At 54.3% G+C, this 21,252-nt stretch carries 15 protein-coding genes; 8 read left to right on the top strand and 7 right to left on the bottom strand.

The window, feature by feature from the left end; all coding sequences use genetic code 11:
- Positions 1-9: 9 nt before the first annotated feature.
- Positions 10-834 carry a 2,3,4,5-tetrahydropyridine-2,6-dicarboxylate N-succinyltransferase gene (dapD, locus tag A6U95_RS08555; protein ID WP_021179905.1) on the top strand — a complete coding sequence of 275 codons (825 nt, stop codon included), beginning with the start codon at positions 10-12 and terminating at the stop codon, positions 832-834.
- A 186-nt stretch (positions 835-1,020) separates the two neighbouring features.
- Entirely contained in the window at positions 1,021-1,410 is a 390-nt protein-coding gene (locus tag A6U95_RS08550; RefSeq protein ID WP_021179904.1) for a DUF3461 family protein, read from the top strand.
- 251 nt (positions 1,411-1,661) lie between these two features.
- Here A6U95_RS08550 and A6U95_RS08545 read toward each other — a convergent pair whose 3' ends face one another.
- Positions 1,662-2,111 carry a flavodoxin gene (locus A6U95_RS08545; protein WP_065684163.1) on the bottom strand — a complete coding sequence of 150 codons (450 nt, stop codon included), beginning with the start codon at positions 2,109-2,111 and terminating at the stop codon, positions 1,662-1,664.
- Between the two features lie 33 nt (positions 2,112-2,144).
- On the bottom strand, positions 2,145-2,903 hold the full coding sequence (truC, locus tag A6U95_RS08540; RefSeq protein ID WP_065684162.1) for a tRNA pseudouridine(65) synthase TruC: 759 nt from the start codon (positions 2,901-2,903) through the stop codon (positions 2,145-2,147).
- 264 nt (positions 2,904-3,167) lie between these two features.
- Here truC and A6U95_RS08535 point away from each other — a divergent pair, with 264 nt between their 5' ends.
- Positions 3,168-4,202, top strand: coding sequence for a linear amide C-N hydrolase (locus tag A6U95_RS08535; protein WP_065684161.1), 1,035 nt, complete (start codon positions 3,168-3,170; stop codon positions 4,200-4,202).
- A gap of 284 nt (positions 4,203-4,486) precedes the next feature.
- The gene (locus A6U95_RS08530; RefSeq protein WP_065684160.1) at positions 4,487-5,809 is read left to right on the top strand and encodes an alpha/beta fold hydrolase; all 1,323 of its coding nucleotides are present in this window, start codon (positions 4,487-4,489) and stop codon (positions 5,807-5,809) included.
- Positions 5,810-5,938: 129 nt separating this feature from the next.
- Here A6U95_RS08530 and pbpC read toward each other — a convergent pair whose 3' ends face one another.
- The 4 genes from pbpC to A6U95_RS08510 all read right to left on the bottom strand — a co-directional run bounded on the left by pbpC (position 5,939) and on the right by A6U95_RS08510 (position 15,398).
- On the bottom strand, positions 5,939-8,302 hold the full coding sequence (gene pbpC / locus A6U95_RS08525) for a penicillin-binding protein 1C (RefSeq protein WP_065684159.1): 2,364 nt from the start codon (positions 8,300-8,302) through the stop codon (positions 5,939-5,941).
- 55 nt (positions 8,303-8,357) lie between these two features.
- Positions 8,358-14,351 (bottom strand): MG2 domain-containing protein, encoded by a 5,994-nt coding sequence (locus tag A6U95_RS08520; protein WP_065684158.1) that lies wholly within the window; start codon positions 14,349-14,351, stop codon positions 8,358-8,360.
- 69 nt (positions 14,352-14,420) lie between these two features.
- Positions 14,421-14,864 (bottom strand): hypothetical protein, encoded by a 444-nt coding sequence (locus A6U95_RS08515; protein WP_065684157.1) that lies wholly within the window; start codon positions 14,862-14,864, stop codon positions 14,421-14,423.
- Between the two features lie 207 nt (positions 14,865-15,071).
- The gene (locus A6U95_RS08510) at positions 15,072-15,398 is read right to left on the bottom strand and encodes a YqcC family protein (RefSeq protein WP_024484306.1); all 327 of its coding nucleotides are present in this window, start codon (positions 15,396-15,398) and stop codon (positions 15,072-15,074) included.
- A gap of 152 nt (positions 15,399-15,550) precedes the next feature.
- Here A6U95_RS08510 and A6U95_RS08505 point away from each other — a divergent pair, with 152 nt between their 5' ends.
- Complete coding sequence (locus A6U95_RS08505) at positions 15,551-16,789, top strand: MFS transporter (protein WP_024484305.1); 1,239 nt, start codon at positions 15,551-15,553, stop codon at positions 16,787-16,789.
- Positions 16,790-17,408: 619 nt separating this feature from the next.
- Here the strand turns inward: A6U95_RS08505 and syd are convergent.
- Positions 17,409-17,957 (bottom strand): SecY-interacting protein, encoded by a 549-nt coding sequence (gene syd, locus A6U95_RS08500; protein ID WP_065684156.1) that lies wholly within the window; start codon positions 17,955-17,957, stop codon positions 17,409-17,411.
- Between the two features lie 63 nt (positions 17,958-18,020).
- Here syd and queF point away from each other — a divergent pair, with 63 nt between their 5' ends.
- The 3 genes from queF (at position 18,021) to xni (ending at position 21,231) form a co-directional block, all read left to right on the top strand.
- On the top strand, positions 18,021-18,866 hold the full coding sequence (gene queF, locus A6U95_RS08495; RefSeq protein WP_065684155.1) for an NADPH-dependent 7-cyano-7-deazaguanine reductase QueF: 846 nt from the start codon (positions 18,021-18,023) through the stop codon (positions 18,864-18,866).
- 183 nt (positions 18,867-19,049) lie between these two features.
- Entirely contained in the window at positions 19,050-20,414 is a 1,365-nt protein-coding gene (gene ppnN / locus A6U95_RS08490; protein WP_021179892.1) for a nucleotide 5'-monophosphate nucleosidase PpnN, read from the top strand.
- Positions 20,415-20,472: 58 nt separating this feature from the next.
- The gene (xni, locus tag A6U95_RS08485; protein WP_065684154.1) at positions 20,473-21,231 is read left to right on the top strand and encodes a flap endonuclease Xni; all 759 of its coding nucleotides are present in this window, start codon (positions 20,473-20,475) and stop codon (positions 21,229-21,231) included.
- Positions 21,232-21,252 lie beyond the last annotated feature (21 nt).

Below are 21,252 nucleotides of genomic sequence, written 5' to 3'. Positions count from 1 at the left end.
GAGAACAGCATGCAGCAATTACAGAACGTTATTGAAAGCGCCTTCGAACGCCGCGCGGATATTACCCCGGCCAACGTAGACACCGTAACGCGTGAAGCGGTAAACCAGGTGATCGCCCTGCTGGACAGCGGCGCCCTGCGCGTTGCCGAGAAGATCGAGGGGCAATGGGTTACCCATCAGTGGCTGAAAAAAGCCGTCCTGCTGTCTTTCCGTATCAACGACAACAAGGTAATGGACGGTGCAGAAACCCGCTATTACGACAAAGTACCGATGAAATTCGCTGACTACGATGAAGCTCGCTTCCAGAAGGAAGGCTTCCGCGTGGTGCCACCGGCAACCGTGCGTCAGGGAGCATTTATCGCTCGTAACACCGTGCTGATGCCTTCTTACGTCAACATCGGTGCCTACGTCGACGAAGGCACCATGGTAGATACCTGGGCCACCGTAGGCTCTTGTGCGCAGATCGGCAAAAACGTTCACCTGTCCGGCGGTGTCGGCATCGGTGGCGTGCTGGAGCCATTGCAGGCCAACCCAACCATCATCGAAGACAACTGCTTTATCGGCGCGCGTTCAGAAGTGGTTGAAGGCGTGATTGTCGAAGAAGGTTCGGTGATCTCAATGGGCGTTTATCTGGGCCAAAGCACCCGTATCTACGATCGTGAAACCGGTGAAGTGCACTATGGCCGCGTACCTGCTGGCTCCGTGGTCGTGTCCGGTAACCTGCCTTCCAAAGATGGTTCCTACAGCCTGTATTGCGCAGTGATCGTCAAGAAAGTGGACGCCAAGACCCGTGGCAAAGTCGGGATTAATGAGTTATTGCGCACTATCGACTAAGCTTGAACGGCGGGTGTATCACCCGCCATTTTTTTGCCTTCAATACGCGGGCCGTCACAGTCTGTGACGGGCGTTTTCGCCATACTCTCTGGCAGTGGAATATTCCTGATGTATTTCGATTTGCAGCTTACAACACTGCATATTGGCTAATCAGGCAAATATAGTTGATTAAAAGGTGGCGCTATTATGTATGACAACCTGAAAAGTTTGGGTATCAATCAACCGGAAGATATCGATCGCTATAGCCTGCGTCAGGAGGCCAATAACGACATCCTCAAGATTTACTTCCGCAAAGATAAGGGCGAGTTCTTTGCCAAGAGCGTGAAGTTCAAGTATCCGCGCCAGCGCAAAACCGTGGTGGCAGACAATGCCGGCCAGGGTTACAAAGAGATCCATGAGATCAACCCCAACCTGCGCTACGTGATCGATGAACTGGATCAACTCTGCCAACGCGATCAGGTGGAAGTGGATCTGAAACGCAAGATCCTCGATGACCTGCAGCATCTGCAAAACGTGGTCACCAACAAGATTGCCGAGATCGAATCCGATCTGGAAAAGCTGACGCGCGGTAAATAACAGCAACCCTTGGCGATAATTTGATCGCCTGTGTGCCAGCGGGTTCACATTTTGCCGGTTTTCTGTGTGATAGGGTAAATCGGTAATCGATAGGGTTGTTACTGCTCCGGCAGGCAAAACCTAATTCTTTAACGCTTGATGGCTGCGGCCTTGAGTGCTTAAGGGATTAGGTTTTTTTTTGCTTTATCTTCACCGCAGGAAATAGCAGGAATAAAGTTGTGCCTGGCCGATCGCCACCAGGCACCGAGAGATTATTTCAACAAGGCGCCCCACTGCTCTACCCACGGGCAGGAAACCACTTCCGGTTCAGGTTGCTCGATCGCATCGATCTCCAGCACATCACCTACACGCGTCGCCCCCTGCTCTTGCAGCAAAGCATCAAAGGTACGCCCGGCACCGCAGAAGTTGTCATAGCTGCTATCGCCCAGAGCAATCAAGCCATAACGCAACTCCGGCTGATAGCCCACCTGGTCGCGAATAGCCTGGAACAGCGGCGCAATACTGTCAGGCAAGTCCCCTTGCCCGGTGGTGGAAGTCACGACCAGCGCATAATGCTGGCGGTACAACTGCCAGTCTGCCAGCGTCCCTTCCTCAAACACTTTGACCTCATGGCCCTGTTGTTGCAGGATATTTTCTGCCTCTTCCGCCACTAACAAAGAGTTACCGTAGACCGTTCCGACGAAAATGCCGACCTGAGCCATCGTTGCTGCTCCCTTATGACCGTTAAAAAATGATTAGCTATCCTGACCGTTAGCCTGCGGAAACTCAAGTTCTGGCAGCACGTTATGCCAGCCAAATTGTGACATGACACCTTGCCAATCTGCTTCCCAGGGCGCGGAAATATGCAGCGGCTGGCCACTTACCGGATGAGTAAGTTGAAGATGGCTAGCGTGCAGCATCAGGCGTGAACAACCGAAATGTTCGGCCATCCCGCGGTTTTGCCGCAGATCGCCGTGAGCGGTATCACCAATAATCGGATGGCGCAAGTGCACCATATGACGACGCAGCTGATGCTTACGCCCGGTCTCTGGTTTCAGCTCAACCAGGCTATAACGCGAGGTGTCATAGCGGCCAATCGCCACCGGCATCTCCACCGTTGCCAAGGGCTGATAATGACTTACCGCCGGTTTTGGTCCTTTGTCCGGATTGGCATGTTTATCCGCCAACTTATCCAGCTCTTCCGTCAGCGCATAGTCAACGGTGCCGCCCTCTAAAACATAGCCCCTCACCACCGCGTGATAGGTTTTCTGTACCTGATGCAGTTCAAACTGTTGTGACAATAACCGAGCCACATCGCTGGACAACGCCATCAGCAATACGCCGGAAGTAGGACGATCCAGACGGTGTACGGTAAAAACGTGCTGGCCAATCTGATCGCGCACGGTTTGCATTACAAACCTCGTCTCGTGACGATCCAGCCAGCTACGATGCACCAGCCAACCTGAGGGTTTGTTGACAGCGATCAGATGTTCGTCCTGGTACAACACCTTCATAGAGTGATTTTTTCCATAGATTAGTCATGCATTTTATCTCCTTGCCCCTACAAGTTGCAGCCAACTGGCCGGTTTTCAGGGGCGAGGAAAGAGGTAATTGATTGATTCTATCGTCAAACATAAATAATAACGAAACGAAAATCCCGTTTGGCGCTCTCGTTTTTGCCCCACGGGTCAGTAGTGCCTACACTGTACAAAAAGTAGCAAGGAGAGATAACATTGAATTGGAATATAACGCTTTTGATAGCCCCCCTTTTACTGTCTATGTGCGGCATTCTGTTTTCACCACAGTTGGCAATGGCCTGTACTCGCGCGGTATACCACGGCGAAGATAACCTGGTGATCACGGGCCGCACTATGGACTGGAGAGAACAGCTGCACTCTGACCTGTGGATTTTTCCTCAAGGAATGGAACGCAGTGGTAATGCGGGCAGCAACTCGATCAAATGGACATCTAAATACGGCAGCGTCGTGACTTCCGCCTATGGTGTTGCAACCACCGATGGCATGAATGAAAAAGGTCTGGTAGCCAATATGCTGTGGTTGGTTGAATCTCAATACCCGGCATTTGATGGCCAGCAGCCAACCTTATCATTGGCAGCATGGGCACAGTATGCATTGGATAATTTCGCCACGGTGCAAGAAGCCGTTAACTCACTGGAAAAGGCCCCTTTTATCGTTGTGACCGGCGGCGTGCCTGGCCAGGAACGTTTGGCTTCCCTTCATTTGTCGTTGTCCGATGCCAGTGGGGACAGCGCTATTTTCGAGTACATTAACGGCAAATTAGTGATTCACCATAGCCGCGACTATCAGGTCCTGACCAATTCCCCTACCTTCGAGCAGCAGTTGGCCATCACCAAGTACTGGCAAGGGATTGGGGGTAACGTCATGCTGCCTGGCACAAACCGTGCTGCCGACCGTTTTGTACGCGCACAGTTTTATATCAACGCTATCCCGAAATATCATCAGGCCAGGCTGGCAGCCTCTAGCGTGCTGAGCGTTATGCGCAATGTTTCTGTGCCCTTTGGCATCACGACCCCTGAAGAACCCAATATTTCTTCCACTCGTTGGCGCACCCTGGCCGATCAAAAGAACAAGCTGTACTACTTTGAATCGGCACTGGGCAGCAGTACTTTTTGGGTAGATCTGAAACGGGTCGACTTTGCTGCTGGCGCGCCGGTTAAAAAGCTGGCGCTGGGTAAAGATGAGATGGCAGATTTTACCGGTGAGGTTTCCGCTGAGTTTAAAACCAGCCCTCCCTTTGAGTTCCTTGCTGCCGACGTCATAGATAACGGCTGAGCCCGATCGATGTTGTCTGGTGGCTCCCCCAGCCACCAGTCGCCCTTTGATTCTCAGCCAAGAATACTTATTCAGTCACACTCTCGCACATATTGACTAAAATTTAATCATTAGTGCATTTGCTAAGTTCCTTCCTCCTGTTACGCTGATGTTCACTCTTCAAACTCCGGACTATTCTTGCTTATCGATAAAATGGAGTAGATCTGAACGCTCCAGATAAACACCGATATGGCATTAAAATAACCGACAGAAAAAAGAGAACACCATAACAGGGAGAGAAAAACATGAGCGTTGAACGAGAATATTTGTTGCCAGCGATCTGGGTACGTGAACACCTGGTCCAGGTCCCGCTGAATTGGTTCAATAACAAGGATACCCGCACCATTGAGATCTTTGCCCGTGAGTTGGTTGACCCGTTACGCCGTGATGAACAACTCCCTTGCCTGCTGTTTTTACAAGGTGGTCCCGGAGGAAAAAGCCCACGCCCTACGGCACGCAGCAGTTGGATTGCCGAAGCCCTCAAGAGTTATCGGGTGATCCTGCTCGATCAGCGTGGCACCGGGCGTAGCAGCCGAATTGAAGGTAAAAGTCTGGCCGGGCTAACCGCCCACCAGGCAGCAGATTACCTCGCCTGCTTCCGCGCCGACTCGATAGTGAGCGATGCCGAATATCTGCGTAAAAACTGCTTTGGCGATCGCCCGTGGAGCACGCTGGGGCAAAGCTATGGCGGCTTTATCACGCTGACCTATCTTTCTCAGGCTCCGGAAGGACTACACTGCTGCTTTATGACCGGCGGCCTGGCAAGCCTGCAGCCCGATGCCGATGAAGTCTACGCTCATACCTATCCGCAGGTGATCGCCAAAAATCGCATCTTCTATCAGCGTTACCCACATCTGGAGTCGCTGCTTGGCCAGATTGCCGACAAGCTTGAGCAGGAAGAGGTGTTGTTGCCCGATGGCGACCGGCTGACCGTACGCCGCCTGCAAAGCCTGGGGATCGATCTTGGCATGAGTGAAGGTTACGAACGGCTACTTTGGCTGTTTGACGAAGCCTTCAACCCGGACGGTGAATTCAGCGACACCTTCCTATCGCAGGTAATGGCGTTGACCAGCTACGCGGAGAATCCGCTGTTTGCCGCGCTGCATGAAAGTATTTACGCGCAGGATAAAGCCACCAACTGGGCCGCCGAGCGGCAACGGGGCAACTTCGATGCTTTCGCCGAGGATCGGCGCCCTCTCTATCTGACCGGGGAAATGATCTATCCCTGGATGTTCACCGAGATCGCCGCTCTGCGGCCCTTCAATGAACCCGCAAAGCTGCTGGCCGATCGCCGCGTATGGTCACCGCTGTATAACAGCGATCGCCTGCTCGACAATCGGGTTCCGGTATTCGCCGCCATTTATTTCAGCGATATGTATGTCGATTTGAAACTCTCGCTGGCGACGGCGCAACAGGTGGGTAATTTGACGCCGTGGATCACCAACGAGTATGAGCATAACGGCTTACGCGTTGGTAATGTTTTTGGTCATTTGCAGACGATGGCGCAGAAAGCGGGCATTTACGCCCCCTCACCCCAACCCTCTCTCGCAGCGATGGGGAGTTGGTAAGCCCTGCTCTTTTGGAAGGAAAGCGATAATCTCAGCAAGCTAGCGCCCCCCTATACCAAGGTGAGGCACTACCATTTCAAACACACTCAAACGGTGCCCTCTCACTAAAGGAGAGGGTTAGGGGGCACCTTAGTTCACCAGCTCAATGGTGATCAGGCGGCTATCGGCCCGGCCATGATCGTCCACCGCCCGGATGCGATACTGACCATTGTTCACCGGCCGCCAATCGATGGCGGTTTTACTGGCGCTGCTGCCAAGATAAATATCATCGACAAACCAATACACCGTTTTACTGTCCGCGTCCGTCACCGCATTGAAGGAGATTTTGTCACGCCCCTGTTGAGATTGCCGCAAGGTATAGGTGGTATTTTTCAGCGGCGAGGTAATGCGCGGCGGGCTGCCACCGATCGCCATCGCATTATCCTTGCAATGGTTTACCGGCGGAGCCCGCTTGGGTAATCCAGCCTGCGCAAACACGTTAGCCAGATCAGAAGGCCAGAACTCAAACACTTCGGTGCGGGTTTGTGTTTCATCATACGGCGGGCAAGCCACCTCACCGCTGTTAATATCCAGCACCACCGGACGATAGACGGTATCGACCTTGATCGGCGACTTGCCGGGGATAAACCAGGTTTTGCCTTTCTGCTGGCACCACTGCGTCGGCAGGTTGCCGCTGGCCAGGCAAATATCCACCCGCTTCAACTGTTTCGGGAAGGGGTGTTTCGGCTCCTGCAAGGCCGGATAGCTGGCGTTAATGCTGTCGATAATATTGAAAAATAGCGGAGCTGCCGCATCGGCCCCCACAAACACATTGTTGCCTCTGCTGTCGAAATTTCCTTCCCATACCACCAGCACGTAAGGCCCGAAGATCCCGACGCTCCAGGCATCGCGGAAGCCCCAGGAGGTCCCGGTTTTCCAATAAACTGGCAGGGATGACGAGCGTTGCGCCAGGGTGTCACCAGGCCGACGATGCTGGCGCAGCATATCCAGCGTAGTAAAGCTGGCTTCTTCGCTGAGCAAACGGATCGGTGGCGGATAGGCATCACTCTTTTGCATCCGTAATGGGCGCAATGCGCCCCTGTTAGCCAGCAGCGCATACAGCTTCGCCAGTTCCTGGGCAGTGATTTCCCCTCCGCCCAACACCAGCGACAGCCCATAATGGTTTTCACTGGCCAGGTTGGCGATGCCGGACAGGCTTAAAAACTGATAAAACGTCGGTTGCCGTAGCTGCGAAGCCACATACACCGCAGGAATATTACGGCTGAAATTCAACGCGTCTGTCGCCGTTACCGGCCCGAGGAAACGTCGGTCAAAGTTTTCTGGCGCATAAGCGCCAAAGGACGAGGGCACGTCCTTCAGGATGGTCATCGGATGCAGCACCCCTTGCTCCATCCCCAAGGCATAAATAAAGGGCTTGAGGGTCGAGCCAGGTGAGCGCTTGGCATTGGTCCCGTTCACCTGCCCCTGGATCTCGCGGTTGTAATAATCGGCAGAGCCCACCAGCGCCCTTATCCCCATATCACGACTGTCCACCAACAGCACAGCGGCATTATGGATCCCCCGGCTCTGGTTGCGGACGATAAACGCATTCACCTGCTTTTCGATCAACCGCTGGAGCCCGGCATCCAACGTAGTATCCACACGGGTATCCAGCTGCACTAACTGCTGGGTCTGTTGGCGTAACTGTTCGATAAAGTGTGGAGCAATGTACGGCATCCGCTCTGGCTGGCGCAGTGCCAAAGGGAGTTGAAACAAGGCTCGCTGGCTGCTGTCGGTGCTATATACGCTCTGCCAGCGTTGAAACAGGCGGTTACGGGCCTGCGTCAGAGCTTGCCCCAACACGCCGGTTTTAGGATCGATGCGATAGCTGGGGGACTGTGGCAACACAGAGAGCGTCAGCGCCTCCGGCAAGGTCAGATCCTGCGGTGCCTTGGCAAAATAGATCAGGCTGGCCGCACCGATGCTTTCAATATTGCGGCCATAGGGGGCGTAATTGAGATAGGCTTCCAGAATATCGTGCTTGGAATAGCTGAGTTCCAACTGAACGGCCCGCAGTACCTGCATCAGTTTGCCGCCAGGTGTGCGGGTATTCAGATGCCAATGCATGCGTGCCAGCTGCATGGTGATGGTCGAACCGCCCTGCATTTTGCCACCGGCTACGTAGCTGCGCCAAAAACCACGCAGCAGGCTGACGGGGTTAAATCCGGGGTTGTAATAGAACCAGCGATCTTCATGCAGCAAAATACCCTGCACCGCCAGCGGTGAGATCTTTTCCAATGGCGTCCACAGGCGATAGCGATCGTCATTGGCCAACGTGAGGCGCATCAGCGTCCCGTGACGATCGTAATAAACCGTGGAAAAGGGCATGCCATGCGAAAGAGGAGGATGCGGCCACAGCCGTGCACCTACCAGGCCCAGCGCCAGCAGAAATACCGCCATCAAGATATTTTGCAGCCAGCGTTTTGCCCTAGCAGATGCAGAAAGGATTTTCATGGAGTCTCGGTACCCACGAACCCCGCAGCTCAACGCTGCGGGGCATCGCGATGGCTTATTGACTTTCCGCCGGTACAACCACCAGTTTACCGCTGCTGGCCGACATGGCCTGCACTTCACGATCGTACATGGCTTCGCCATAAGCCGGAGGGATCACAAAGCTACCGGTGTTGGTCGCTTTAATCTGGTAGACAAACTCCTGCACGTCGGTGCTGGCGCTACCATAGATGATCACTCGGTCTTCACGGATATCACTGTAATCAGGTGCCCAAGTGGAGCCCGAGGCAGCCAGTGGCGACTGCCACCCGGCGTCCGTATTCTCACTGGCTTCTCCGTCTTCGCCGGTCGATTCTGGCTCTGGTGCCGTTTGCTGCACCACTTCAAATCCGCCAGGCAGCAGATCGACAATCGCCAGGTTGCTCTGCCCTTCTTTCGAATTGGCGCGGATTTTCAGATGAACGTTGATCTTCTGCCCCAGCGTCACCTGAGTGACAGGTTTACCCTGTTCATCGGTGTAATCACGGGTAATTTCCAAACCGCGAGCAATGGCTTTCTGTGGAGCAGCCAGATCGTAACCGGCCTGAGTGACCACATACCAGGCCGGAGCGTCGGCGCTGTTGGTAAAGCGAATAGCCTTGGCCTCGGCAGTAAACTGGCCTTTGGCAAACAGCCCTATCATCTCTGAAATCACCTGCGGATCGACGTTACCTTGCTTGTCGACCTGCGCAATCGTCAGCGAATCTTTGGCATTGGCCTGCGCCGCCACCTGAGCCGAGTAGCTTTCCAGCGCCAGGATGCTCATCGCCGAAGAATAAGTGGTGTAGCGCTCTTCTTTCAACGCCTTGACCATGTTCTCCAGCACCTGCGGAGGAATGGAAGAGACCTTCTCCGGGAAGTGGCGAGCGATCAGGAACAGACGCGTTGCGTCCTGCACCAGCGGATCGAAGTAATTCTGCGTCCACCAGCCTTTGTCATAGGCTTTGCTCAGTTGCTTCCAGCTAGGTTGCAGCAAGGCATTGGCCTCATCGTCCATTTTCAGCAGACGGTAAGACGATGCCAGATACAGGGCGCTCAAATCGGTTTTCCAGCTGTCTGGATACAGTTTCTGCAACGTATCCTGCACCGAGGCCAGCGAGTTGGTGGTAATTTCGCCCTGCAAGGTCAGCAGGTAGACCGCCCAGGTACGCAGACGCAGATGATACATATCATCATAACGGTTGGCTGCCAGCTCACGCAGCGCGCCGTTGGCATCTTCCAGCATCCCCACCGGCAAGGCATAGCCCGCCGCTTTGGCTTCCAGCAGATATTGCACCACGTATGGCGTGACGAAAGGATCGGTTTCCGGCGATGAACGCCAGGCACCAATGGCCCCGCTGTCGTTCTGGCGGGAACGCAGTACGCCGAGCAGGTTTTTCAGCTGTTTGCTGACTTCTGCCTGGCTCAGGCTGCTTTTCATTTCCGGATGCTGGCTTTGCATGATCAGCGGAATGGAACGGCTGACGATCTGCTCAGAACAGTAATACGGATAATCTGCCAGATACTGCGCCAGACCGTTGGTCAGCACCAACGGCGAGTGGGATACCGCCGCGCTACGCTGCGCATAGGCATCAAACATCTGCCGCAGATTATCAATATTCTGGCTGCTGCTCATCCGGCCCATCACCGTCTGGGTGCGGTAAGGCATTGCCGGACGTACCGAGGTGCTAATGGTACGGCGGCTGGTTTTATCACCATAACGCGCATCAAACACCAGCGGAGCATCACCCAGTGCCGCCTTGGCACGCAGGCGGAAGTTGATCACGCCTTCACGCTTCTCCGCCAACGACAGGCTTTGCTCGGCCTTACCCACCACTTCCAACTGCGGCGGTGGCGTCAACTGCACGGCGATCTCCACAGGTTTACCGTTCAACCCTTCGAGATTATTGCTAACCCCTACGCTAACATCAAACTCATCCCCCGGAGCCACCATGTAAGGCACGTTCGGCGTCATGATGAAGTTGTCACGTACCGTCGCGGAGGTTTGGGCCTTACCAATTTTGCTTGGCGTCACCGAAATGGCCATCACGCGGATCTTGCCGTTGAAGTAATCCGGCACCGGATAGGTAAACTGCTTCTCGCCGTTGACTTCGGTAATGCCAGACCAATAAGCCACCGGCTTGTCACGCTTGCGTTTGAACGGGTTCAGGTTGAGATCCAGCCCTTCCCCTGCATCACCGCCCGGTGCCGCCGAAAGTGCCATCAGCTTGCTGAATTCCGGCAGGATCAGATCGAGGATTTGCGAGCTTTCCACGCTCAGCTCACGCTTACGGAAGAAGTACTCCAGCGGATCTTTCAGGCGGTAACGCGCTACCTGCAAGATCCCTTCATCTACGGCAAACAGTGCCACCTGCTGAGGACCATCGGTTTTCACCGTCATCGTCAGGTTTTCACCCGGCTTTATCACCTCCGGTGTCACTATTTCCAGGCCGTTTTGCCGGGCTTTGGTGCTGATTTTAAACGGCATGACGCCATAGCTCAGCGGGCTCATAAAGATCTCGCTGGAGTTCACGTCGCGCACAAACTGCACGTTGATATAACCGTTGCCTTCCATCCCGGCCGGAACCCGGATTTTCTGCACCGAGCTGGTGGTATCGGTGTGGAACCACTGCCAGGCATAGACACGGTCTTTTTCAATGGTGATCAAACCGCTGCCGGTATAAGGCGCGTTGATCGCCACTTCAATTTCTTCACCCGGCTGATATTCCGCCTGGTTCAGTTTCAGCTTCAGTTCGGCATTGCGATCCAGTGAACGGCTGAGGTTGGCGTTGCCCGCCACGCTATAGGCGATACGGTTGAGCACCTTGCCCTGCGCATCTTCGATCACCAGAACGAAGTCACCCGGGGTTTCGGTCGCCAGGGTCAGATCGGTGCCCTGCTCGCTCAGCGCCAACGGCTGCTCGGACAGCTGCACCTCTTTCATTTTCGACTGGTATTTATAAACGCCAGAATCCTGCTTGGTCAGCACCGAGATGTATTTCTGCTCGATCAACACCTGCTTCAGATCGGCGAGTGCGATCTGTTTCAGGGAAGGATCGACGGCAATCACGTTCAAATGCCGCGCCGAACCCCGGTTGATGTAGCCTAAATCACCGTCTGGCTTCACCCCCACCAGATAGTCATACGGCGACACCAGCACCCGAGCAGTGGCGGCAACGGAACGCCCACCGCCCGCTACAAAGGCCTCCGACAGCAGTTGCAACTGGTAGGTCGCATCCGCATAGGACTTCAGGTCCAGCGGAATATTCGCCACGCCCTGCTCGTTGGTGGTGCGGTCTTCCAGTTCCGTTTCAAAACCGTCGCTATTCTGGCGGTTCTCAAAGAAGGCGTAATCCGGGAAGCGATCGAAGCTTGGATACATTGGCCGTAGCGTCAGCTTCGAGGTAACTCGGCGATCCTGGGCCGGTGTGCCAAACAGGTTCTGCACATCGATGTTCGCCTGCAGCTCAGAAGGTTTTACCCACCCTTGCTGCCGGTTCGGCGTCAACTCCAGCTTGACCTTCAGTTGGTCTGGCTCAAACTCTTTCACGTTGACGGCGGTATGGCCGAGCAAGGTGGATGTGTCGTTATTTTTGCCAATCAGATACAGGTAGACGTTCCACTCGCCCGTTGGCGCGTTCTCATCGGTGGTGTAACTCAATTCATTGAAACCACTGCCACCGAGAGTCAGCGGCACCGTCGTCATCAGTTTGTCGCGCGGATCGCGGATTTCGGCACGCACCGGTACGCCAGCCAGGGCTACGCCCCAATCGGCCGCACGGGTGATCAGACCAATATTGAAGGTATCGCCCGGACGGTACACGCCACGATCGGAGAACAGGTAACTGCTCAGGGTGCGTGGATCGATCGGAGTTTCTTCGCCTTCAATATCAAAGCGGGAGAAATCCAGCCCGCGATCGTTGTAGCGGGTGGTCGGCAAGAAGGACACATCGCCCTCTTTTTCCACCAGGAACATTACCGGCTGGCGTTCGTTGGTATACACGTCCAGCGATGGGAAACGCACGTGCCCATTGGCATCGGTCACCTGGCTGAGCAGCGTCACGCCGTTTTTGGCGATCACCGAAACTTTGGCGTTACCGACTGGCGCACCGCTGTGGATAGATTGGACAAACACATCGCGCGTTTTATCCTGCGAACGTTTGGCAATAATCCCCAGATCGGTCACGACGACAAAGCGCGAATCTCCCACGCTTGGTGAATCATCCCCTTCCTGCTCGCCCTGATCGCCTTCATCCTCTGTAGCCTGCGTCTTTTTCTTTTCCGGCTGCCATTCTGACAGCGTCAGCAGGAACACGCCGCGATGGGAATCCGTGTTGGTGGAGAGGTAACGTGAGAGATCGATGCCCTTGTAGCTCACTTCACCCGGCCGATCGTTATTGATTACCGTTTGATACTTATAGTGTTCGGTAAAATATTCATCGTTAAGCTGGTTGAACTGGGCCGAAGAGTATTCGCTGCTTTTGAATGAGACGATATGTTGCAGCTGGCTTGGGATCACCCGCTTGATATCCAGACGCAGGCCGGGCACGTTACGCGCCGCCACGCTGATTTGCTTGTCACCATTCACCGACAGCAGAGAACCCTGTGACATAAACTGCAAGGTTTTCGGGAAATCTGGTACTTCGACGATGCGGTAGACCTTCTCCGGCATTTTATAGCCGCCCGAAGAGGTCATCAGGTTGGTGATTTCCAGCAGCATAAAGCGGTGAGCCGGTGCGTCAAACTTGAAACTGAACTGCGGTTGATAGGTCTCTTCCACTTCATTCAGGGTCAGCGTCAGCGGCGTAGACTGGGCCATCACGCTGTTTTCGATGCTCTCGGTACCGCCCCACTGATAAAAATCGTCCGGTTCGTTACTGGCTTCAGAGTCGTTAGGGTTATGCTGCGGCAATAACCAGGCCTTGACCGCACGCCCGGCATCTTTGTCTTTGATCGCATCGCTGAAGGCGACAATCAGCGCACGCTGGCCTTTAGTGCCATCGCTATCGACCACCTGAGCACTGGCATCCTTCACCGTGAGACTATACAGGGTTGGCACCGATACCCAGCTGTCTTTCGATTGAGCGATCTCATTGGCAGACACCACCGACTTGATGCCCTTGCCCAGCACCAGATGCACTTTACCACCGTGATCCAGCGCTTTCAGCGGTTCAGAGTGCACCCAGGCGTTCAGTTTCTTGGCGTCAAAGACCACGGAGAAATTGAGTTTCTTTTCAGATTTGGCATTGGCTTCGATCAACCCCATGGCGATCTGCTTTTCAAAGCTGGCCACGTCCACTGGCGCATTGAATTTGACGTTGAAGATAGCGCTGCGCTTTTGCGGATCTTGTGGGTCCTGATAATACTCGGCTTGCCCAAGTTGATAGTCAAAAACCGGGGCACTAAAGCTGTAGTTGGTGTTGGCGAGTTTAATCTGCGGGGCCAGCAACACGGCGGGATCAAGCTTAACCTCATATTTGCTGCCCATCGGCAATGGGTTTTTCGGCGTGAAGACCAGGGTCCAAGCGTTATTCCACTTCCACTGCCCTTCAAGGGCCGGGCTGATGGAGATGCCTTTTTCCACGGCCTTGCCGGCATCGGTCAAGGGTGCCACGGAGTTTCTAAAGGTGAGGGTGACCTGCTGTGGCGCAGATTTCTGCACGGCATAGTTAATCAGCTCAGGATCGGATACCCGCACGCTGGTTTCCTGGTACACCATCGGTGCCGGTTCAATCGGCTGTGGCCGATTCAGCCACCAGTGCCATCCGTAGAAGGCGCCACCCGCGGCGCACAACAGCACCAGCAACGACAGGCTAATGGCTTTGGGATAGTTGTCTACCCCGCCTTCCAGCCGCAGGAAGCCGCGCTTCACCCCGCCGGATACCGCTGCCCACCAGGCAGGTGCATTCCAGTTCAGGTTGCCCACCACCGGCTTGAACAGCCGCCCCAACAGGCCAAAAATCAGGGCCAACAGGCGGAACAGGCCTTTGATCAACGTGAAAGGCAAACGGAGGATAAACTTCAGCAAATCCATGATTGCAGCACCTTTTTATTCCTTGAAAGACACCCAGAGACAAGGTTCCCGACGGCGGAACCTAAGCAGCTAACAGCCCGCACCAATTCCAGAAATCAGTGACAACACCAATACAATAAGAAGAATGGTCATGATCACGCCAAAAGCAAACATGGCAATTTGAAAAGCCAGCGTACCAATACCGAGCATTACCGCAGCAGAAACCGCGCGCGGGTTTTCCTTACACGCCCCAGCAATAGCGCCCAGGATCACGGCCCCCACCGCCAATACGGCAGTGACGATCTTCAATATTCGATCGGCATCATACTGAGGCCGCGAGACCTTTTCGGGGATTTGATGGCCAGCCAATGAGGCCAACAGTGATTCTTTGATAGCCACCGCTTTGCCCGCAACGAGGCTTTCCAACGTCTGCTGAGGGGCAAATGGCCCGGCATAGAAATGCACCATCGCCAATAACAGCGCCAAACCGCCTAGCGCGATCCCCGACCAACCGAATATATTTTGTCTGAGCAAGCGAAACCCTCCCTGGTGACTCGCGATAATGTGCACATTATCTACTAGTTCCACACGGCGGTGGAAACTCTATTGTAGCCATACCGCGTGAATTGCGCATTACCACGCATAAATCGGAAATTGCTGATCAAACGCAACGAGTTCACAACAGATAGGCTAAGCGGGCGCAGCATGCGGCGGCGCCCTACGGTCGAACATACAGCGCGATTACAGCTCGATATTGAGCAGTGAATCCAACTGCTGTAGCAGCAACAGCAGCGGCAGGCAGTTCGGCTGTTTATCTTTTAGCGCTTCTTCAAAATAGGGGGTGATGGCAAAACGCGTTGGTAGTGGCGCATTGGCATCGAGCAGCGCATGCATCCTTGGCAACAGTATCCACTGCAACCACTCTTCGGCCTGCATGCTGTCGATGCAAAAAGGTTCCGTGCTGGCAAAAGCCTCGGCTTCCGGCGGCGTCAACTGCCACAACGCCAAATCCCGCATGGACTGTTCAATCGCCTGTAAATTGTGGCGAACCTGGTTGGATATACTCATCGACATTCCCGAACAATTTAAGCATGTTAATCAGCCTACGGCTGCAAGCCGCAAAGCATAACATTTAAGCCCAAAGCACCCAATTTTATCTGGTGGCGCCACGCCTGGCACGGCACAATACGCGCACCCAAAAATCACTCATGATAAAAGACATGCCCGCAACATCACTCAATAAAAATCACGCTACGCCCGGTAAAGCCATGCTGGCTTCGGTTACCGGATATGCTATGGACGGCTTCGATCTGTTGATACTCGGCTTTATGCTGCCGGTGATCACCACTGAACTGGGTCTCACCTCATCACAAGCCGGTTCGCTGGTGACCTGGACATTGATCGGCGCAGTGATTGGCGGCGTGATCTTCGGCCATCTCAGCGACCGTTTTGGCCGCATCCGCGTGTTGACCATCACTATCCTGATGTTTTCGCTGTTTACCGGCCTATGCGCCGTTGCGGTCGGTTACTGGGACTTGCTTGCCTATCGCACCCTGGCCGGGATTGGACTGGGTGGCGAATTCGGTATTGGCATGGCGTTGATCGCCGAAGCCTGGCCCGCTGAGAAGCGTAACCGTGCCTCAGCCTATGTGGGCATGGGTTGGCAGCTCGGCGTGCTTGCCGCAGCCTTCCTCACCCCGCTGTTGTTACCTTATATCGGCTGGCGTGGCATGTTCCTGGTGGGCCTGCTGCCGGCGCTGGTTTCCTTCCTTATTCGCCGAACCATGGGCGAACCCAAAGAGTTTACGCAGCAAAAAACCAGTGAACAGCAACTCTCCTTTACTCAACGATTAAAGCTGCTATTTAAAGATCGCGCCACCAGCAAGGCCAGCCTGGGGATCTTTATCCTCTGCTCGGTGCAGAACTTTGGCTATTACGGGCTGATGATCTGGATGCCGACCTATCTGGCCAAAAACTTTGGCTTCTCGCTGACCAAATCCGGCGTCTGGACAGGGGTCACGGTGATTGGTATGACCTTCGGTATCTGGCTGTTCGGCGTATTGGCCGACCGCTTTCCCCGTTGGATCATCTTTGTCATTTATCAGGTTGGTGCCGTGGTGATGGTCATAAGCTATGCGCAGCTCACCGATCCCACGCTGATGCTGTTTGCGGGTGCACTGATGGGGGTGTTTGTTAACGGGATGATTGGTGGCTACGGCGCGCTGATTTCTGACACCTACCCGGTACAGGCTCGCGCCACAGCACAGAATATCCTGTTCAACCTGGGCCGCGGTGTTGGTGGGCTAGGGCCATTGGTGATCGGTGCGCTGGTCACTCAGGTTTCCTTTACCGCCGCGATCAGCCTGCTGGCCGCTATTTACCTGTTGGATATTTTTGCCACGCTGTTCCTGCTACCGAAGAAACAAAGCACGGGCGATACGTTGGGGGCAATCGGGTAAACCTTGAGGGGGAAGCCAGGCAGGATTTGCTGTCTGGCCTTTGCTCCAGACAAAAAGTTGGGGGCACTGCGTTAACAGTGCCCCCGGTTCGTTTTATAGCTAATCCCGCTACAAGTGTGCTCCCTGCTCAATCCCTGAAAACTTTTCCTTTCGGCCATCCTGACCAAAACAATCCTTCGCAAAATCCTCTAGCATCATCCTGACGCGGTTCCTCGGCCTTCCTGACCCACCAACAATCCTGTGCTGGCTCTCTATCTCCGTCCTGGAGGTGTCCTTGGTTTCAATCCTGAAACATCCTGTGTATCATCCTGATACCAATCCTTTTCACTCTTCCTGAGTGCATCCCTTTCTTCTTCCTGAAGCTGCATCATCCTGACGCTTTCCTGCTCCATCCGGCTTCCTTCCGGTAGACATAAGATCGCTTATTTCCTTTCCGTTAACAAGGGCATGTAGGACGGATTACAGTAAATTTGACTTAACCTACATCGCCTAAAAAACATAACAAACTGATATATATAACTAATAATTAAAAAATGGCTAACTAAAATGAAAAATTAAAAGCGATCTCTCACAGCTTTTGTAAGAGATCTCGCACACGCACTAAAGGCAAATTAGCCAATTACTTAACTCTGGGGCGTAAAGCATTGAGAAAATCCCCCAAACAAGCGGCTAATAGCGTGCGTTTTTTGCTGCCAAATTGCTCAAGCAGCACGTTGCCGCTGACATTACACAGCGACACCACCGTCATTTCCGATTCTGTGGTTGCCAGGAATAACGTAGGCGAGAGCTTAAGGCGTTTTTGCGTCACCAGATGCCCAATCAGATTCTCCTGCAGGCGAATAAAGTCGTCTTCACTCCAGACCTGCAATAGCGTCAACGAATGCTTACCAAACTGCGCATTCATATCCCCGGCATATTGTTGGGTATAGAAGGTGTGGATATCCGGCTGCAGTTGCAGTTCCAGCGCCTGCTCCACCTTTTCCAGGCTAGCCGCTGGCGTAAAAGGCTGCGGCAGCCACAGCACCGTATCATCGCGATTTTCGACAATACAGGGGGAAGCCACGCCGTACAGTTCCTGGCTAGCCGGGGCATGGCCGTACTGCTGCTGCCATTCGTCAACATAGCGCTGGGTAAATTCACGCAGGGCGTGCGATACATCATGGTCCATATTTTTTCTCGCATACGGTAAACTGGTGCCTATTGTACCTATCTCACACCAAGGTGACAGCTCATGTCCTCCTATCAAGATCATCAGGCTCTGGCGGCACTGACGCTGGGCAAACCAACCGCATACCGTGACAGCTACGATGCCTCACTGCTACAAGCGGTTCCTCGCAGTATGAACCGGGAGCCGCTGGGGCTTTATCCCGATAACCTGCCGTTCCACGGTGCCGATATCTGGACGCTGTATGAACTTTCCTGGCTCAATGCCAAGGGGCTGCCGCAGGTCGCGGTGGGTGAAATCAGCCTGAATGCCAACAGCGTCAACCTGATTGAGTCCAAAAGCTTCAAGCTCTATCTCAACAGCTTTAACCAAACCCACTTCCCGGACTGGGAAGCGGTACGCTCTACGCTACAACGCGATCTCGCCGCCTGCGCGCAAGGGGATGTCAGCGTGAGCCTGTTCAGCGTCGATCGGCTTGAAGGCAGCCCAATCGCCCGGTTAGAGGGTGAATGCCTTGACCACCAAGACATCAGCATTGATAACTACGAGTTCGATACGGGCTACCTAGAAGGCGCAGCCGGTAGCCAAGTCGTAGAGGAAACGCTGGTCAGCCATCTGCTGAAGTCCAACTGTCTGATCACCAACCAGCCTGATTGGGGCTCGGTGCAAATCCGCTATCGCGGCCCGCAGATCAACCGTGAAGCCCTGCTGCGCTATCTGGTTTCGTTCCGCCATCACAACGAATTCCATGAACAATGCGTTGAGCGGATCTTTAACGATCTGCTGCGTTTCTGCCAGCCACAACAATTGAGCGTTTATGCCCGCTATACCCGGCGCGGTGGTCTGGATATCAACCCTTGGCGCAGCAATGTGGCCTTCGAACCGGCGCATGGCCGTCTGGCCCGCCAATAATGCTCAACAACTGAGCTAACAGGCGGTTTGTATTGGTAAAAATCCGGAGACGGCGGTAAGGTTAAATCAAGAGTGCCCGCTTTTTGTTCAGGCATTCCAGTAGGCAATACAAAATTCTTACCGCAGTGCACAGAGACAGGTAAGGATTATTATCGCCCTATTTATGGGCGCAAAGGAGTTACCTTGATTACACATATCAGCCCACTTGGCGCTATGGATTTGTTGTCGCAGCTGGAAGTTGACATGCTGAAGCGTACCGCCAGCAGCGACCTGTACCGTTTGTTCCGCAACTGCTCCCTGGCGGTGTTAAACTCCGGCAGCCAGACCGACAACAGCAAACAGCTGCTATCGCGTTATGAAAACTTTGATATCAACGTGCTGCGCCGTGAACGCGGCGTAAAACTGGAGCTGGTGAACCCGCCAGAAGAGGCTTTCGTTGATGGCCGCATTATTCGTTCACTGCAGGCCAACCTGTTTGCGGTGCTGCGCGATATCCTGTTTGTCCACGGCCAAATTGACAGCGCCGGGCGTTTCCAACACCTGAATTCGGAAGACTCCATTCATATCACCAATCTGGTGTTCTCCATCCTGCGTAATGCCCGCACGCTTCACCTCGACGAAGACCCGAATATGGTGGTGTGCTGGGGTGGCCACTCGATCAATGAAAACGAATATCTTTATGCCCGTAAGGTCGGCAGCCAGTTGGGTCTGCGCGAGCTGAATATCTGTACCGGCTGTGGGCCAGGGGCGATGGAAGCGCCAATGAAAGGGGCCGCCGTCGGTCATGCGCAGCAGCGCTACCACAACAGCCGCTTTATCGGCATGACCGAGCCCTCTATCATTGCCGCCGAGCCGCCAAACCCACTGGTTAACGAGCTGGTGATCATGCCAGATATCGAAAAACGTCTGGAAGCCTTTGTGCGGATCGCACACGGCATCATCATTTTCCCTGGCGGGGTCGGCACTGCGGAAGAACTGCTGTATCTGTTGGGCATTCTGATGAACCCGGAAAACAGCGAACAGGTACTGCCGCTGATCCTCACCGGGCCGAAAGAAAGCGCCGATTATTTCCGCGTGCTGGACGAATTCATCATGAATACGCTGGGCGAGAAGGCCCGCCGTCACTACACCATCATCATCGACGATCCGGCCGAAGTGGCCCGTCAGATGAAAAAGGCCATGCCGCTGGTGAAAGAAAACCGCCGCAATACCGGTGATGCTTACAGCTTTAACTGGTCGATGCGCATTGCACCGGATCTGCAGCTCCCCTTCGAGCCAAGCCATGAAAACATGGCCAACCTCAACCTGTACCCGAATCAACCTGCAGAACAGTTGGCCGCGGCCCTGCGCCGTGCATTCTCGGGGATCGTGGCGGGTAACGTGAAGGAGAACGGCATTCATGCCATCGAACAGTTCGGCCCTTACAAGCTGCATGGCGATCCGTTGATGATGAAGCAGATGGACAACCTGTTGCAGGGCTTTGTCGCCCAGCACCGTATGAAACTGCCGGGTACCGCCTACGTACCTTGCTACGAAATTGTAGCCTGATCATCACCTCTGGGCGGCGTCATAACCGCCCTTATTTTCTGACGTTGTTGCCTTGCCTATGCCTATACATTTACTGATTGTCGATGCTTTGAACTTAATCCGCCGCATTCATGCGGTGCAAGGCTCCCCTTGTGTCAACGCTTGCAAGCATGCGCTACAGCAGTTGATTCAACACAGCCAGCCCACTCATGCCGTGGCGGTGTTCGACGAAGACGACCGTAGCGAGAGCTGGCGCCATCAGATTCTGCCCGATTACAAAGCCGGACGTTCGCCGATGCCGGAAAACCTGCATCAGGAGATGCCGCAGCTGCGTGAAGCGTTTGCCGAGCTCGGGGTGGCCAGTTGGCATTCTGCAGGCAATGAGGCGGACGATCTGGCTGCGACCCTGACGGCCAAAATTGCCGCTGGCGGGCACCAGGTGACGATTGTCTCTACCGACAAAGGCTACTGCCAACTACTGGCACCCAACGTACAGATCCGTGACTACTTCCAGAAACGCTGGTTGGATATGCCGTTTGTGCAGCAAGAGTTTGGCGTGTTACCGCAACAGCTCACGGATTATTGGGGGCTGGCAGGCATAGGTAGCAGCAAGATCCCAGGCGTTGCCGGTATCGGGCCAAAAACGGCAGTATTGCTGCTGCAACAGATGGGGAGTCTGGATGGTCTGTATCAACACCTGGAGCAGGTGCCGGAGAAGTGGCACGGCAAGCTGTTAGAGCACCGCGAGCTGGCCTATATCAGCAAGCAGGTCGCTACCCTCCGTACCGATCTGACGCTGGATGGCAACCTACAACAGTTACGTTTGCCAACAAAGTAAGGGCGCTGCCAGCAGCAACGC

The sequence above is a fragment of the Serratia sp. 14-2641 genome (assembly GCF_001692375.1).
Classification (GTDB): domain Bacteria; phylum Pseudomonadota; class Gammaproteobacteria; order Enterobacterales; family Enterobacteriaceae; genus Chania; species Chania fonticola_C.
This window is presented reverse-complemented; position numbering and strand designations above follow the sequence as displayed.

Coding starts and splice junctions, on each gene's coding strand:
- pbpC (WP_065684159.1), bottom strand. CDS start 8,302: ATGAAAATCCTTTCTGCATCTGCTAGGGCAAAACGCTGGCTGCAAAAT.
- A6U95_RS08530 (WP_065684160.1), top strand. CDS start 4,487: ATGAGCGTTGAACGAGAATATTTGTTGCCAGCGATCTGGGTACGTGAA.
- A6U95_RS08550 (WP_021179904.1), top strand. CDS start 1,021: ATGTATGACAACCTGAAAAGTTTGGGTATCAATCAACCGGAAGATATC.
- dapD (WP_021179905.1), top strand. CDS start 10: ATGCAGCAATTACAGAACGTTATTGAAAGCGCCTTCGAACGCCGCGCG.
- syd (WP_065684156.1), bottom strand. CDS start 17,957: ATGGACCATGATGTATCGCACGCCCTGCGTGAATTTACCCAGCGCTAT.
- A6U95_RS08510 (WP_024484306.1), bottom strand. CDS start 15,398: ATGAGTATATCCAACCAGGTTCGCCACAATTTACAGGCGATTGAACAG.
- A6U95_RS08505 (WP_024484305.1), top strand. CDS start 15,551: ATGCCCGCAACATCACTCAATAAAAATCACGCTACGCCCGGTAAAGCC.
- xni (WP_065684154.1), top strand. CDS start 20,473: ATGCCTATACATTTACTGATTGTCGATGCTTTGAACTTAATCCGCCGC.
- truC (WP_065684162.1), bottom strand. CDS start 2,903: ATGAAGGTGTTGTACCAGGACGAACATCTGATCGCTGTCAACAAACCC.
- A6U95_RS08535 (WP_065684161.1), top strand. CDS start 3,168: ATGTGCGGCATTCTGTTTTCACCACAGTTGGCAATGGCCTGTACTCGC.
- A6U95_RS08545 (WP_065684163.1), bottom strand. CDS start 2,111: ATGGCTCAGGTCGGCATTTTCGTCGGAACGGTCTACGGTAACTCTTTG.
- queF (WP_065684155.1), top strand. CDS start 18,021: ATGTCCTCCTATCAAGATCATCAGGCTCTGGCGGCACTGACGCTGGGC.
- A6U95_RS08520 (WP_065684158.1), bottom strand. CDS start 14,351: ATGGATTTGCTGAAGTTTATCCTCCGTTTGCCTTTCACGTTGATCAAA.